Genomic DNA, 13,808 nt, shown 5'->3' on the forward strand with positions numbered 1-13,808 from the left:
GTGCTCCGAATTCTGATTTCCGAAATAGTTCTGTCATCTGCGTCGCGAAATATGACAATTCACCGTTTTCATATCGAGAAACGCGTTGTCCCGCCTACGCGTGGGCCGGGTGAAGGGCGGCTCGGTCGACACCCGATCCGAACCGCACCGTGACCAGGACGTGACTCATCGACTCTTGCGCACTGTCACACTGGTGTGGTGCAGAAGTTACTGATGAGGCAAATGAGACTGCTGGGACTACTGGTGATCGCGGTGCTCGCCGCGACTGTCGGCGGTGCCGGCCAGTCGCTCGCCGCCCCAGAGACAACTACACCTGGAACGACGACCCCGGGGACGTCCCCGACGCCGAACCCGGGAGCGACGCCCGGATCGGGTGTCCCGCTGCTCGACGGGATCCTCGACCAACTGGCGGGCGGGACCGGATCGGCCGACGGGACCGATGGCACCGGCGCGCCCGGAACGAGCGGGCCGACCAGCCAGATGATCGTCGTCACGGCCCCCAAGGCGTCCGACACCACCGCCACCCTGACGGCGTTCGACAAGGGTGCCGACGGTGGTTGGAAGCCGGTCATCGGCCCGACGAAGGCGTTCCTCGGTTCGCTGGGCATGGGGGAGCCGAAGGACAACGTCCACCGGACGCCGCAGGGCACCTTCCCGCTCGACCAGGCGTTCGGCCGCGCGGCCAATCCCGGGACCAAGATGCCCTACCTCAAGGTCGACCAGCAGGACTGGTGGGACTCGAACATGAAGTCGCCGACCTACAACACCCACGTGCGGCAGCCGCAGAGTCCGGGCGGGGACAGCGAGAACCTGTACAACTCCGGTCCGGTCTACGACTATGCGGTCAACATCGCGCACAATCCGCAGCGCACCCCGGGCCGGGCCTCGGCGATGTTCCTCCACGTCACCAACGGTGAACCGACCATGGGCTGTGTCGCGATCGAACGCGAACTGATGAAGCAGATCCTCGCGTGGCTGGATCCGGCGAAGAATCCCAAGATCACCATCGGCGTCAACCAGGGGGCACCGGCCGGCGAGGCGCCCGGAGCAACCCCTCAAACCGCTCCGGGCACGACGCCGCCGGGGGCGACACCGCCCGCTACGTCGGGTGTCCCGGGTGCCGACGTCCTGACCGGTCTGCTGTCGCAGCTCGTCGGCGTGGTTCCCTCGCTCTTCGGGCTCGCCGGTCAGGCGGGCTGACCGGGCAAGCGCGGTCGGCTCAGGACGACGACAGGCTCAACCGGGCGCATCGGCACCCAGGGCACCACGTGGTGTCGGTGCCGAGGTGCCAGCCGTTGACCCGGGCGAGGTCGTCCAGTGCGGACCGTCGAAGGGGAGCTCGGACGGTGAAGCTGCGTCCGCAACTGTCGCAGTTCCGGTCGAAGGGGGACCCTTTGGTTTCCACGAGTGCGGAAACAACTGTCATGTCGGTGGACCTCTGTCGTTCGGGGACGTATCGGGTCGCGGTCGTCGGAGAGCCCTCCCACACTCGGACGAGCGACCATTCCAGTCTCAGCATATGTGATGTAGATCTCAAGGGTCCAATGACACATCGTTCGGTGGACGGCGCCCGGGACCGGGTCATCGACCGAACGGGATGACCATGACGGGGCACCGGGCCCGCTGCAGGACGGCGAGCCCCGTCGACCCCAGCAGCATGCGTTCGAAGCCACCGCGCCCGCGCGCACCGACCACCACCATTTGCGCGGCCTGGGCGTGGTCGAGCAGGGCCCGCGCCGGACGGTCCTGCACGATGGAACACCGCACCCGGACCGCCGGATGGTCTTGCCGCAGCATCGAGAGCTCGTCGTCGAGCCAGGCCGCCACCCGGACGCGCAACCTGCGCCAGGCGACGAGGTCGTGGTCGGGCGACAGCGTCGTCGGGTCCCGATCGGTCCCGTCGGAGTCGGTCCAGGCGTGGACAACGGTGAGGGGGACGCCGCGAACCGCAGCCTCGGCGAAGGCCGCCGTTGCGGCCCGGCGACTCGCGGGCGAGCCGTCCACGCCGACCACCACCGCGGCCGACATCCGCTCCCGCACAGCCGGGACCGGGTCGCGGACCACGGTCAACGGACACCGACAGTGTTCGGCGAGTGCGACCGCGACCGAACCCAGCACCACCGGGTCGCCCGCGCGATGACCTCGATTGCCGACGACCAGCATCCGTGCCGCCGACGAGGCGTCGAGCAGGGTGGGAATCGGTGGTGCGCACTCGACCCGGGTCGCGACGGACTCGGCCGGCGGGGTCTCCGCGACCGCACCGCTCGACTCCGCGATCGCACGGCGCGATGCCGACAGGGCCTGCTCGGCGCGCCGCCTCAGCGGCTCGAGGGCCTGCGGGCTCTCGGCGACGAGGCCGGCCGACGGGCAGGCGGCGGAGATGAGTTCGACCGGCGAACCGTGCAGCCGGGCATCGCGCGCGGCCCAGCACGCCGCCGCGCGGGCGGTGGCCGAACCGTCGATCCCGACGATCGTGGACGCAGTCAACGCGGCTGCCCCCTTCTCAGGTCGCACACCGGGTGACCCCCGTGGGGTCCGTTCCTTCCAGTACACGACCCTGCCGCCCGGCGCGCATGCGACGAAGATCCCCCATCGTGAGGACCAAGGACCCTGTGCGGAGGGCTCAGCGCCGTCGATCGCGGTTCGCGGCCTTCGCCGCGTACACCGCCGCCTGGGTGCGTCGCTCCATCCCGAGCCTGCTGAGCAGACGTGAGACGTAGTTCTTGACGGTCTTCTCCGCGAGGTGCATCCGCGCCGCGATCTGACGGTTCGTCAGGCCCTCCCCGAGGAGGGCGAGCAGTGTCCGGTCCTGCTCGCTGAGCCCGTCGTCCGCCGGCTTCTCGGCGTCCTGCCGCGCGCGCAAGCGGTCCATCAGGGCCGCGGCGGCGCGATTGTCGAGCAGCGAGCGCCCGGCTCCCACGTCGGCGATGGCCCGTGCCAGCTCCATCCCGGTGATGTCCTTGATGACATACCCGCTGGCCCCGGCGAGGATGGCGTCCATCATCGCCTCGTCGTCGGTCAGGGAGGTCAGCATGAGGCACCGCAGGCCGTCGACGCGGCTCAACAGCTCGCGGCACAATTCGATGCCGTTGCCGTCGGGCAGCCGGACATCGAGCACGGCGACGTCCGGTGAGACCGCGGGAATCCGCGCCAGTGCCTGCGCGACGGTCGCGGCTTCGCCGACCACCTCCACGTCGGACACGGAGTCGAGGAGTTCGACAAGACCCCGGCGGACGATTTCGTGGTCGTCGACCAGGAAAACCCTGATCATGCCGTCTCCTTCCGGCAACGGACTCACAGATTGTACGGCGCAGCGACCGACATCGCCGAATGTGCGCACGGCGAACAAACGATTTCCCCGGATTTCGTGGTCCGAAACCTCGTTGACCGAAGCGCGGCGGGCGAATTCGTCTCTGACTATGATCCGAATATGGTTTCCGAATTCTCGGAACTCGACCCGAGATCGCTCGAATTGCAGAAAGCGCTGTCGCAGATGCGATTGCGCGAGTTGCTCGACGAGGTCTCCGACCGGATCAGCCAGATCGCCGACGTGCGCGATCAGACCGATGGACTCCTGCAGGCGATGCTTGTCGTCAGCTCCGGACTCGACCTGGAAACCACACTCGAATCGATCGTGGCGTCGGCGATCCGACTGGTCGACGCCGAGTACGGGGCGCTCGGCGTGCTCGGGAGCGGCCACCACCTGTCCGCGTTCCTCTCGCAGGGCATCGACGACGAGACCCGCGTGCTGATCGGCAACCTGCCCACCGGGGGCGGCGTCCTCGGCCTGCTCATCGACCAGCCCGAACTCCTGCGCCTGTCCGACCTGTCCGAGCACCCCGAATCGGTGGGTTTCCCCGCGAACCATCCGCCGATGACGAGCTTCCTCGGCACGCCCATCCGGGTTCGGGACGAGATCTTCGGCAACCTCTACCTGACCGAGAAGAAGAACGGCGGCGTCTTCACCGAGGACGACGAGGTGGTGATCCAGGCGCTGGCCTCGGCGGCCGGGATCGCGATCGACAACGCCCGGCTCTACGAGCAGGCGCAGAACCAACTGACCTGGATCGAGGCCAACCGCGACGTGATGACCGAGTTGCTGACCGGCGCCGATCACCAGGATGTCCTCGAGCAGATCGCCCGGAAGGTGCTGAGCCTCGCCGACGCCGACCTCGTCTTCATCGCCGAACCCCACGACACCGAGGAGCCCGTCGAACTGATCGACGAACTGGTCATCACGGTGGCCGAGGGCGCCGACGGTCACGTCTTCCGCGGCCAGAGCATCCCCATCACCGGCTCGACGTCGGGAACCGCGTTCGTCCAGCGGACCCCGGTACTCCGGAATCACCTGGAGTACGACGTGGGTGATTCGACGCGCTACGGGCCGGTCATGGCCGCCCCGCTGCGCACGGCGGATTCCACGAGGGGGGTGCTGATCGCCATGCGGGCCGACGGACGGGAACCCTTCGCGCGGGATCTGCTCGGGCTCAGCGCGGACTTCGCCGATCAGGCCGCTCTGGCACTGCAGCTCGCCTCCGCGACGTTGCAGACCCACCAGATGCGGGTCCTCGAGGATCGCGAACGCATCGCCCGCGACCTGCACGACCACGTGATCCAGCGGATCTTCGCCGAAGGTCTCAGTCTGCAGGCCACGCTGCAGCGGACGCATTCACCCGACATCCGCTCGCGCCTCACCCGCTCCATCAACAATCTGCAGGACATCGTCCAGGAGGTGCGGACGACGATCTTCGATCTGCAGGCCGAGGACATGACGGTCACGCGACTGCGGCAGCGCGTGCAGGAGGCCATCGATCAGCAGATCGACGACCTGCCGATACAGATGCACGTGCGGACGTCGGGACCCCTGTCCGTGGTCGACCCGCCACTGGCCGAGCACGTCGTCGCGGTGACCCGCGAGGCGGTCAGCAACGTCGTCAAGCACGCCCGGGCGACCACGGTGACGGTGTCGATCGCGGTCGCCGACGAACTCGTCGTCGAGGTCATCGACGACGGCGTCGGCCTGCCGTCGGACGTGACCCCCAGCGGACTGCGCAACCTCGCACTGCGGGCGGAGAAGGTCGGCGGCGAGTTCACGCTGACCACCCCGCCGGACGGCGGCGGTGTCGCGCTGCGGTGGTCAGCGCAGCTCTAGCGACGTCTCGGTCTCGGCCGGCAGCCGCCAGGCCGAGGTCCGCTCGGTCAGCCAGGCCAGTGAGTGCAGCCCGGTCAGCACCCCGAAGAGCACCAACAGCCACACCGACAATCCGATGATCGCGCATGCGGCGAAGGCGGCGAACAGAACGACGAGAACGGCCGTGAAGGTGATGACGGTCCCCCTGGGAGAGGCGTGCTCCGACGGTGCGCGGAGAAACGGACCCCCACACCATCCACCGGCGGCGCGCCCGGCGGGAGGGGCCGAAGGTCATCGACGCGAGGGCCAAGGACCAGAAAACCGCAGGCCGCCGCCCGGCGGGATCATGCCGGGCCTCGGGCGGGCCGACCTCGCTTCAGTTCGAAGCCGGCCACGTGGCCGCGGGGGCCGTCGTCGCGCGGGGCCGTCGCCATCTCGATCTGTGCCCGAGCCTGATCGAGCACCGGGGTGTCCGGGTCGAGGACCGAGAGGTACCGGTCGTGCGCGGCGAGGGCGTGCACAGCCGTGTCGACCTGATCCTCGACCTCGACGACGTGGGTCGCCGCCGGGCCGTTCTCGAACAACCACGACGGTGGGGACTCCAGGGCGTCATAGGCGTCGAGCACCGCCTCGGCGAACTCCATGTGGTCGCGCTGGTTCGGCATCCCCGGCGCCCATTCGGGACCGCCGAACAGCGACACGATGACCTGCGGACGGACGCGTTCGACGGTCTCGGCGATCTTGGCCCGTAACTCGGGGACGTTGCGGATGTCGCTGTCGGGAAAGCCCCAGAACTCGACCTCGTCGACGCCGACGATCGACGCCGACGCGCGCTGCTCGGCTTCCCGCAGCGGGCCGCATTCGGCCGGCGCCAGACCCTCGATGCCCCGCTCGCCGCTCGAGGCCAGCGCGTACACGACGCGGCGGCCCTCACCGGTCCAGCGGGCGACGGCCGCCGCCATCCCGTACTCGGGATCGTCGGGATGGGCGACGAGCACGAGCGCGGTCTGCCAGTCGGTGGGGAAGGGGAGCAGTTGCGCCGCCACGGTTCTCAGCGCTCCCGGTCGAGGTTGGCCATCTTCAGCACGTCGAGACGCGCGTCGAGTTCGTCTTCGGTCAGCGTGTCGCCGACCAGCCCGCGGGCGAGGACGGTCTCGCGGATCGTCGTGCCCTCCTTGAGGGCCTGCTTGGCCACGGCCGCCGCCTCCTCGTAACCGATGGCGCTGTTGAGCGGCGTGACGATCGAGGGGGAGCTCTCCGCGAGTGTGCGCAACCGCTCGGTGTTGGCCTGCAGCCCGGCGATGCACCGGTCGGCGAACAGCCGGGAGACGTTGGCGAGCAGCTTGAGCGATTCGAGGACGTTGCGCGCCATCATCGGGATGTAGACGTTGAGTTCGAAGGCTCCGTTGCCGCCACCCCAGGTGACCGCGGCGTCGTTACCGATGACCTGCGCCGCGACCTGTGTGACCGCCTCGGGCAGAACGGGATTGACCTTGCCGGGCATGATGGAGCTGCCCGGTTGGAGATCGGGGAGGAGGATCTCGCCGAGTCCGGTGAGCGGACCCGAGCCCATCCAGCGGACGTCGTTGGCGATCTTGGTGAGGGACACCGCGATCGTCTTGAGCTGACCGGAGAGTTCGACGAGCCCGTCGCGGGCCGCCTGTGCCTCGAAGTTGTCCTTCGCGAGCGACAGGGACTCGACGCCGGTCAACCGCACGAGTTCGGCGACGACCTTGGTGCCGAAACCGTCCGGTGCGTTGAGGCCCGTGCCGACGGCGGTACCGCCGATGGGCAGCTCGCCGACGCGGGGAAGGGTGGCGGTGATGCGTTCGATGCCCGCCTCGACCTGGCGTGCGTAGCCGCCGAACTCCTGTCCGAGCGTGACCGGCACGGCGTCCATCAGGTGCGTGCGGCCGCTCTTGACGACCTCACGCCACTCGGTCGCCTTGTCGCCCAGTGCGTTTCGCAAGTGCTCGAGGGCCGGGATCAGGTCGGTGACGGCCGCCTCGGTGGCGGCGACGTGCGTCGCCGTCGGAAAGGTGTCGTTGGACGACTGGGACATGTTGACGTGGTCGTTGGGGTGGACGTCCACGCCGCGTGACTTGGCGATCGACGCGATGACCTCGTTGGTGTTCATGTTCGAGCTGGTGCCCGAACCGGTCTGGAACACATCGATCGGGAACTGGTCGTCGTGGAGACCGTCGGCGATCTCGGTGGCCGCGGCGACGATCGCCTCGGCCTTCTCCGCGTCGAGGAGGCCGAGGTCGGAGTTGACCGTGGCGCAGGCCGCCTTCAGCAGTCCCATCGCCCGGATCTGCGTCCGCTCGAGCGGGCGTCCGCTGATCGGGAAGTTCTCGACGGCTCGCTGCGTCTGGGCCCGCCACAGGGCGTCGACGGGCACCTGGACCTCGCCCATGGTGTCGTGTTCGATGCGGTACTGCTGGCCTGCCTCGGTCATCGGTGTCTACTCCTTAGATCGGATCCTTATGCCGCTCAGCGGGACGTTCACGGCCCCGCTCGGGTCGGTGAAAAAGTCGTTGCCCTTGTCGTCAACAACGATGAACGCGGGAAAATTCTCGACCTCGATCTTCCACACGGCCTCCATGCCGAGTTCGGGGTACTCGATGATCTCCTGGCTCTTGATGCAGTCGAGCGCCAGACGTGCCGCGGGCCCACCGATCGAACCGAGGTAGAAGCCGCCGTGCGAGCCGCAGGCCTCGGTCACCTGCTTGGACCGATTTCCCTTGGCCAGCATGACCATCGAGCCGCCGGCGGCCTGGAACTGCTCGACGTAGCTGTCCATCCGACCGGCCGTCGTCGGCCCGAACGATCCCGACGCCATGCCCTCGGGGGTCTTCGCCGGCCCCGCGTAGTAGACGGGGTGGTCACGCAGGTAGTCGGGCATCGGTTCGCCGGCGTCGAGGCGTTCCTTGATCTTGGCGTGGGCGATGTCGCGCGCGACGACCAGCGGTCCGGTCAGCGACAGGCGCGTCTTGACCGGATACTCCGAGAGCTGCGCAAGGATCTCCGGCATCGGCCGGTTGAGATCGACCTCGACCACCTCGCCGCCCGAGATGTCCTCGGCCACACCGGCTGCCGGCATGTAGCGGGCCGGGTCGGTCTCGAGCTGCTCGAGGAAGACACCGTCGGCGGTGATCTTGCCGAGGGCCTGACGGTCGGCCGAGCACGACACCGCGATCGCCACCGGACACGACGCGCCGTGGCGGGGCAGACGGACCACCCGCACGTCGTGGCAGAAGTACTTGCCGCCGAATTGCGCTCCGATGCCGAAGGACTGGGTGAGTTTGACGACCTCGTCCTCGAGCTCGAGGTCACGGAATCCGTGCGCCGACATCGAGCCCTCCGTGGGCAGGTTGTCGAGATAGTGCGCCGACGCGTATTTGGCGGTCTTGAGCGCGAATTCGGCTGACGTGCCACCGATCACGACGGCCAGGTGATACGGCGGGCAGGCCGCGGTGCCCAGCGAGCGGATCTTCTCGTCGAGGAACTTCAGGATGCTCTTCGGGTTCAGGATCGCCTTGGTCTCCTGGAACAGGAACGACTTGTTGGCGCTGCCACCGCCCTTGGCCATGAACAGGAACTTGTACTCCGGACCCTTGGGTCCCTGCTCGGTCGCGTAGATCTCGACCTGCGCGGGCAGATTGGAGCCGGTGTTCTTCTCCTCGTAGGTCGTCAGCGGGGCGAGCTGGGAGTAGCGCAGGTTGAGCTGGGTGTAGGCGTCGTAGACACCCCGGGAGATCGCCTCGGCGTCGTCGGTGCCGGTGAGGACCCCTTCGCTCTTCTTGCCCATCACGATCGCGGTGCCGGTGTCCTGGCACATCGGCAGCACGCCGCCGGCGGAGATGTTGACGTTCTTGAGCAGGTCGAGGGCGACGAACCGATCGTTGCCCGACGCCTCCGGGTCGTCGATGATCTTGCGCAGCTGTGCGAGGTGAGCCGGGCGCAGGTAGTGACTGATGTCGTGCATGGCCTCGGCGGTGAGCCTCCGGATGGCCTCCGGGTCGACCTGCAGGAAGGTCCGGCCGCCTGCGGAGAACGTGGACACACCGTCGGTGGTGATCAACCGGTACGGGGTCTCGTCGGCGCCAGTGGGGAGCAGATCGGAGTAGAGAAACTCGGGGGCTGAGGCTGGTTTACTCACGGACCGCATCGTATCGCCCACGAGAACGGCCCCACGCCAGAGGTTGACCCGGGAAGGCGCCGGGACATTCGGCCCGCTCGCTCCGCTCCCGGCGCCGGCGAGGGGCCGAATCGGGTCTCAGAGATCGATGCGGGAGTAGCCGCGGAGCTTGGCCGGCTTGTGGACGGCCTCGATGCGCCGGACGGTGCCGGACTTCGAGCGCATCACCAGCGACCGGGTCGTGGCGCCGTTGGGCCGGTAGGTGACGCCGCGCAGCATGTCGCCGTTGGTGACACCGGTGGCGCAGAAGAAGGCGTTCTCGCCGCTGACGAGGATGTCGTTGGTGAGGACCCGGTCCAGATCGTGGCCGGCGTCGATGGCCTTCTGGCGCTCTTCGTCGTTACGGGGCCACAGCTTGCCCTGGATCTCGCCGCCCATGCACTTCATCGCCACCGCGGTGATGATGCCCTCGGGCGTGCCGCCGACGCCCATCAGCATGTCGACGGTGGAGTAGTCGTCGGCGGCCGCGACCGCACCGGCGACGTCGCCGTCGGAGATGAGGCGGATCTTGGCGCCGGCCTGGCGGATCTCGCCGATGAGGTCGGCATGGCGCGGGCGGTCGAGGACGATGACCGTCAGGTCCGCGACGTCGATGCCCTTCGCCTTGGCGACCGAGTTGATGTTCCACTCGACGGACTCGTTGATGTTGATGGCGCCCTTGGCGTCGGGGCCGACGGCGATCTTGTCCATGTAGAACACGGCCGAGGGGTCGTACATGGTGCCGCGTTCGCTGACCGCGATCACCGAGATCGAGTTGGGACGCCCCTCCGCCATCAGCGTGGTGCCGTCGATCGGGTCGACCGCGACGTCGCAGTCGGGGCCCTCGCCGTTGCCGACCTCTTCGCCGTTGTAGAGCATCGGCGCCTCGTCCTTCTCGCCTTCGCCGATGACCACGACACCGCGCATCGACACCGAGGAGAGCAGTTCGCGCATCGCGTCGACCGCAGCCCCGTCACCGCCGTTCTTGTCGCCCCGGCCGACCCATCGCCCGGCCGCGAGGGCAGCCGACTCGGTCACGCGGACCAACTCCATCGCGAGGTTGCGGTCCGGGGCCTGATGGGTGCTGGCGGTCATGGGCAATCGACTCCTCTGTCCGGCGCTGATCCGTGCGCGCCGAGTGATTGTGGCGGTGGTCTCAGACACCATCCTTGCATGTCACACCGGGCATTCGGTCAGTGACCCTGCTGGTGGGATACTCGGCGCCATGGCAGACAAACCCCGCATTCTCATCAACGGCAAGGACATGTTCTGGTCGTTGGTGCCGTTGCTCGCGCTCTGTGCGCTGGTGCTGATTGCCTCGGGGAACTGCTCGATCGGGGCGTCGAAAGACGTGGCCGACAGCAAGCTGCCGCCGTTCGACGTGGTCAGCGCATTGAACGCCGATGCGAGTCAGCTCCCGTTCCCGATCCGCCGCCCGCCGACGCCTCCGGGATGGCGGCCCAACTCCGGTTCGTCGGATGCGATCGAGGGGCACCGGATCAGCACGGTGGGCTGGTTGAGCAGCGGTGGCGCCTACGTCCAGCTCAGCCAGACCGATGCGCCGGAGGACGTGTTCGTGCCGTACCTCGGTGGCAGCCGGGGTGATTTCGGCGACATCGCCGGCACCGGTACCCGGCAGTCGGGCGGACGCCAGTGGGTGACCTACGAGACGGCGGAGGGCAAGAAATTCTGGATCACCGATCTCGGCGACGTACGCATCGCGGTGCTGTCGCGGGGCAGCGATGCCGACATCGAGACGATCGCGTCGTCGGTGGTCGCGCAGGAGCCGCTGCGAGTGGGGTAGCGCACTACTCGTGAGAACTCGGACCGCAGTTCCTAGCGTCGTCTCCAGGAGGCGCTCATGGATGGGGGAACCGGGTTCGGCCCGCACGTCGCGTGGGCGCGACTCGTGCTGGTCGCGGTTCTGGTACCGCTGGTCGTGACCGGTCCGGTGCCGCGCGCCGACGCACTCGTCACGCCCGCTGCCGGGGTCGCGGTGACAACACGGGCCCCGGGCGTCGTCGGGCCGGTGTCCGGACCCGCTGTGGGGCGGCCGCTGTCCTCCCCGACGAGAGGTGGGGAGGATCGTCGGCCGGCCCTCGTGCCCGCGGGTGCGCGACCGACTGCCGACGCTGCTCGCGCCAGCGCCCTCGACCACGAGTTGCTCGCGCGGTTCGACTGATCAGTCGTCGTCCTCGTCGTCGGAATCGGCGCTCTTCTCGGAGATGACCGCCTCGATGCGTTCCCGGGCTCCCCGCAGGTGCTCCTCGCAGCGCGTGGCGAGGGCCTCGCCCCGTTCCCACAGTGCCAGCGAAGCGTCGAGATCGAGCCCGCCGTGCTCGAGCGTGGTGACGATCTCGGCGAGCTCGTCCCGTGCTTCTTCGTACCCGAGTTCCTCGATCGGGGTGAATGTCTCGTCGGTGCTCACGCGTCTCCTCCGTCTTTCTGCGCCTTCGTCGGTCCGGTCGCGCCGCTCGTACGGGATCGTGCGCGGGAGCGTCGTGGGGCCGGTCCGTCGACCCGGGCGGTCGCGGCGCCGTCGGCGACCCGGATGCGCAGCGGCGCACCCGGTGGCAGGTCGTCGAGGCTGCCGACCACGTGCGGTGGGTCGGTGTCGGTGCGCTGGACCACCGCATAACCGCGTGCCAGGGTCTGGGCGGGACCGAGGGTCGACAGTCGGGCAGCGAGGTGGTCGGCGCGTCGGTCCTCGGAATCGATGTGCCGCAACACATCCCGACGCAGCACGCGGACCAGTTCGGCCACCCGGGCGGCTTCGGAGTCCACCAGCACCCCGGGGCGAGCCAGCACCGGACGGGCCCGGAAGGACGCCACGACGCCGGACTCCCGACGCACCCAGTTGCGCAGCGCCTGCGCACTGCGGCGACGCAGGTCGGCGATCCCGGCGAGTTCGGCCTCGACATCGGGGACCACTCGTTTGGCGGCATCCGTCGGCGTCGCCGCCCGCAGATCCGCGACGAAATCGAGCAGCGGATTGTCCGGCTCGTGCCCGATCGCGCTGACCACCGGCGTCCGGCACCGCGAGACCGCGCGCAACAACGCCTCGTCGGAGAAGGGGAGCAGGTCTTCGACGCTGCCCCCGCCGCGCGCGATGATGATGACCTCGACGTCGGGGCTCGCGTCGAGTTCGGCGAGATGGGTGAGGATGCGGGCGACGGCCGTCGGGCCCTGCACCGGCGCCTCCCGGATGTCGAAACGTACATCCGACCAGCGCGCCGTGGCCACGCTCACCACATCGTGCTGCGCGGCGCTCGCACGACCGCTGATCAGGCCGATGGCCCTTGGCAGGAACGGCAACGGTCGCTTGAGGCGCGCGTCGAAGAGTCCCTCGGCGGCCATGAGCTGACGCAGTCGTTCGATGCGCAGCAGCAGCTCGCCGATGCCCACCGCCCGGATCTCGCTGACCCGCAGGGACACCGTGCCGCGGCCGGTGTAGTAACTGGGCCGGCCCAAGACCACCACGGAACTGCCGTCGGTCAACGGAACCTCGGTGCGCGCCAGCAGATCCGGGCTGCACGTCACCGAGATCGAGATGTCCGCGGCGGGATCGCGCAGGGTGAGGAACGCGGTCCGAGTCCCCGGCCGCCGACTGATCTGGGTGACCTGACCCTCCACCCAGATCTGTCCGAGCCGGTGTATCCAGTCGGCGATCTTGGTGTTGACCGTCCGGACCGGCCACGGATGCTCGGCCGAGTTCGGCGAGGAGGAACGTCGCGGTGTGTCGCTCGTGTCGGACCCGGTCACGCTTCGGTGGAGCGCTTGTTCTGCGCGGCGATCCGGTTCTCCAGCATCGTCACGAACGGCGCGCGGTTGCGGGCGGCCTTCTCGTAGTCGACGAGGGCGATCAGGTCCTCGATGGCGACCGAGCGGAGCCGGGCGCGCAGTTGCGCGAGTGTCAGGGTGTCGTAGTCGATGAGTTCGACGATCTCGGGCCCCGAGCCGTCGGAGGCACCCACCGCCTCGGTGCCCGGTACCTCGGCCGCGACGACTTCGTCGGGGGTCGAACTGTACAGCGCGAAACGTCCGGCGTCGGCCCGCGGCGGCGCGGCGAGATCGGCGTCGGTGGCCGCCTCCTCGACCTCCTCGTCGATGGTGGTCGGCGCGGGGGTCTTCGGTGCCAGGGCCTTGGCTGCTGCGGGCTCGGGCGCAGCGGGCTCGGGTGTCGGTGCCGGCGCGGCGGGAGCGGGCGTCGAGTCCGGCTCGGGGGTCGTCGCCTCGTCCTCGTCGAAGCGCGCCCACTCGGGCTGTTCGTCGGGCCGGTCGAAGAACATCTCCAGGGCGGCATCGCCCTTGATGGCCAGTTCGGCGATGTTCTGCTGCGCCCGCATGCCGGCCTGCAGTGTCTGGCTGACCGCGGTCATCGGCAACGTGATCAGCAGCGCCGGGAGCTTCCGCGTCTCCTCGAGAGCGGTGACGATCAGACCTGCGGCTATCCGGGCCGGGTATGGTGCGCGATCCATGCCAACACTCTGCCATCAC

General features: G+C 68.8%; 13 protein-coding genes. 4 read left to right on the forward strand and 9 right to left on the reverse strand.

Features of this window, described 5'->3' with window-relative positions:
* The first annotated feature begins 222 nt into the window (after positions 1-222).
* Entirely contained in the window at positions 223-1,200 is a 978-nt protein-coding gene (locus tag CA982_RS11985) for a L,D-transpeptidase family protein (protein ID WP_086535558.1), read from the forward strand.
* Positions 1,201-1,581: 381 nt separating this feature from the next.
* Here CA982_RS11985 and CA982_RS11995 read toward each other — a convergent pair whose 3' ends face one another.
* Both CA982_RS11995 and CA982_RS12000 read right to left on the reverse strand, forming a co-directional pair.
* The gene (locus tag CA982_RS11995; protein WP_086535559.1) at positions 1,582-2,487 is read right to left on the reverse strand and encodes a universal stress protein; all 906 of its coding nucleotides are present in this window, start codon (positions 2,485-2,487) and stop codon (positions 1,582-1,584) included.
* Positions 2,488-2,623: 136 nt separating this feature from the next.
* Positions 2,624-3,271: a response regulator transcription factor gene (locus CA982_RS12000; protein WP_086535560.1), complete on the reverse strand. Its 648-nt coding sequence runs from the start codon at positions 3,269-3,271 to the stop codon at positions 2,624-2,626.
* Between the two features lie 159 nt (positions 3,272-3,430).
* Here CA982_RS12000 and CA982_RS12005 point away from each other — a divergent pair, with 159 nt between their 5' ends.
* The gene (locus CA982_RS12005) at positions 3,431-5,152 is read left to right on the forward strand and encodes a GAF domain-containing sensor histidine kinase (RefSeq protein ID WP_086535561.1); all 1,722 of its coding nucleotides are present in this window, start codon (positions 3,431-3,433) and stop codon (positions 5,150-5,152) included.
* 323 nt (positions 5,153-5,475) lie between these two features.
* Here the strand turns inward: CA982_RS12005 and CA982_RS12015 are convergent, their stop codons facing one another.
* From CA982_RS12015 to glpX, 4 genes are all read right to left on the reverse strand, one after another.
* Complete coding sequence (locus tag CA982_RS12015) at positions 5,476-6,177, reverse strand: PIG-L deacetylase family protein (RefSeq protein ID WP_086535563.1); 702 nt, start codon at positions 6,175-6,177, stop codon at positions 5,476-5,478.
* A gap of 5 nt (positions 6,178-6,182) precedes the next feature.
* Positions 6,183-7,589, reverse strand: coding sequence for a class II fumarate hydratase (locus CA982_RS12020; protein WP_086535564.1), 1,407 nt, complete (start codon positions 7,587-7,589; stop codon positions 6,183-6,185).
* 6 nt (positions 7,590-7,595) lie between these two features.
* Positions 7,596-9,293 (reverse strand): fumarate hydratase, encoded by a 1,698-nt coding sequence (locus CA982_RS12025; RefSeq protein ID WP_086535646.1) that lies wholly within the window; start codon positions 9,291-9,293, stop codon positions 7,596-7,598.
* A 117-nt stretch (positions 9,294-9,410) separates the two neighbouring features.
* Positions 9,411-10,406, reverse strand: a complete 996-nt coding sequence (glpX, locus tag CA982_RS12030) for a class II fructose-bisphosphatase (protein ID WP_086535565.1) — start codon at positions 10,404-10,406, stop codon at positions 9,411-9,413.
* Between the two features lie 130 nt (positions 10,407-10,536).
* Here glpX and CA982_RS12035 point away from each other — a divergent pair, with 130 nt between their 5' ends.
* Both CA982_RS12035 and CA982_RS12040 read left to right on the forward strand, forming a co-directional pair.
* Positions 10,537-11,115 carry a DUF4245 domain-containing protein gene (locus CA982_RS12035; RefSeq protein ID WP_086535566.1) on the forward strand — a complete coding sequence of 193 codons (579 nt, stop codon included), beginning with the start codon at positions 10,537-10,539 and terminating at the stop codon, positions 11,113-11,115.
* 57 nt (positions 11,116-11,172) lie between these two features.
* Positions 11,173-11,493, forward strand: coding sequence for a hypothetical protein (locus CA982_RS12040; protein ID WP_086535567.1), 321 nt, complete (start codon positions 11,173-11,175; stop codon positions 11,491-11,493).
* On the opposite strand, the gene CA982_RS12045 is transcribed toward CA982_RS12040, so the two are convergent.
* Genes CA982_RS12045 through CA982_RS12055 form a run of 3 tightly spaced genes read right to left on the reverse strand, consistent with a single transcriptional unit; the run spans position 11,494 to position 13,789 of the window.
* A complete protein-coding gene (locus CA982_RS12045) occupies positions 11,494-11,739 on the reverse strand; it encodes an exodeoxyribonuclease VII small subunit (protein ID WP_086535568.1) in 246 nt (81 codons plus the stop codon).
* Positions 11,736-13,073: an exodeoxyribonuclease VII large subunit gene (gene xseA / locus CA982_RS12050; RefSeq protein WP_086535569.1), complete on the reverse strand. Its 1,338-nt coding sequence runs from the start codon at positions 13,071-13,073 to the stop codon at positions 11,736-11,738. The genes CA982_RS12045 and xseA overlap by 4 nt, the downstream gene beginning before the upstream one ends.
* A complete protein-coding gene (locus CA982_RS12055; RefSeq protein ID WP_086535570.1) occupies positions 13,070-13,789 on the reverse strand; it encodes a lipid droplet-associated protein in 720 nt (239 codons plus the stop codon). The genes xseA and CA982_RS12055 overlap by 4 nt, the downstream gene beginning before the upstream one ends.
* Positions 13,790-13,808 lie beyond the last annotated feature (19 nt).

The sequence above is a fragment of the Gordonia lacunae genome (assembly GCF_002149015.1).
In the GTDB taxonomy this organism is placed as follows: domain Bacteria; phylum Actinomycetota; class Actinomycetes; order Mycobacteriales; family Mycobacteriaceae; genus Gordonia; species Gordonia lacunae.

Bases quoted from the DNA above. Each gene is read 5' to 3' on its own strand.
- CA982_RS11985 (WP_086535558.1), top strand. From the start codon at position 223: ATGAGACTGCTGGGACTACTGGTGATCGCGGTGCTCGCCGCGACTGTC.
- CA982_RS12000 (WP_086535560.1), bottom strand. From the start codon at position 3,271: ATGATCAGGGTTTTCCTGGTCGACGACCACGAAATCGTCCGCCGGGGT.
- CA982_RS12005 (WP_086535561.1), top strand. From the start codon at position 3,431: ATGGTTTCCGAATTCTCGGAACTCGACCCGAGATCGCTCGAATTGCAG.
- CA982_RS12020 (WP_086535564.1), bottom strand. From the start codon at position 7,589: ATGACCGAGGCAGGCCAGCAGTACCGCATCGAACACGACACCATGGGC.
- glpX (WP_086535565.1), bottom strand. From the start codon at position 10,406: ATGACCGCCAGCACCCATCAGGCCCCGGACCGCAACCTCGCGATGGAG.
- CA982_RS12035 (WP_086535566.1), top strand. From the start codon at position 10,537: ATGGCAGACAAACCCCGCATTCTCATCAACGGCAAGGACATGTTCTGG.
- CA982_RS12040 (WP_086535567.1), top strand. From the start codon at position 11,173: ATGGATGGGGGAACCGGGTTCGGCCCGCACGTCGCGTGGGCGCGACTC.
- CA982_RS12055 (WP_086535570.1), bottom strand. From the start codon at position 13,789: ATGGATCGCGCACCATACCCGGCCCGGATAGCCGCAGGTCTGATCGTC.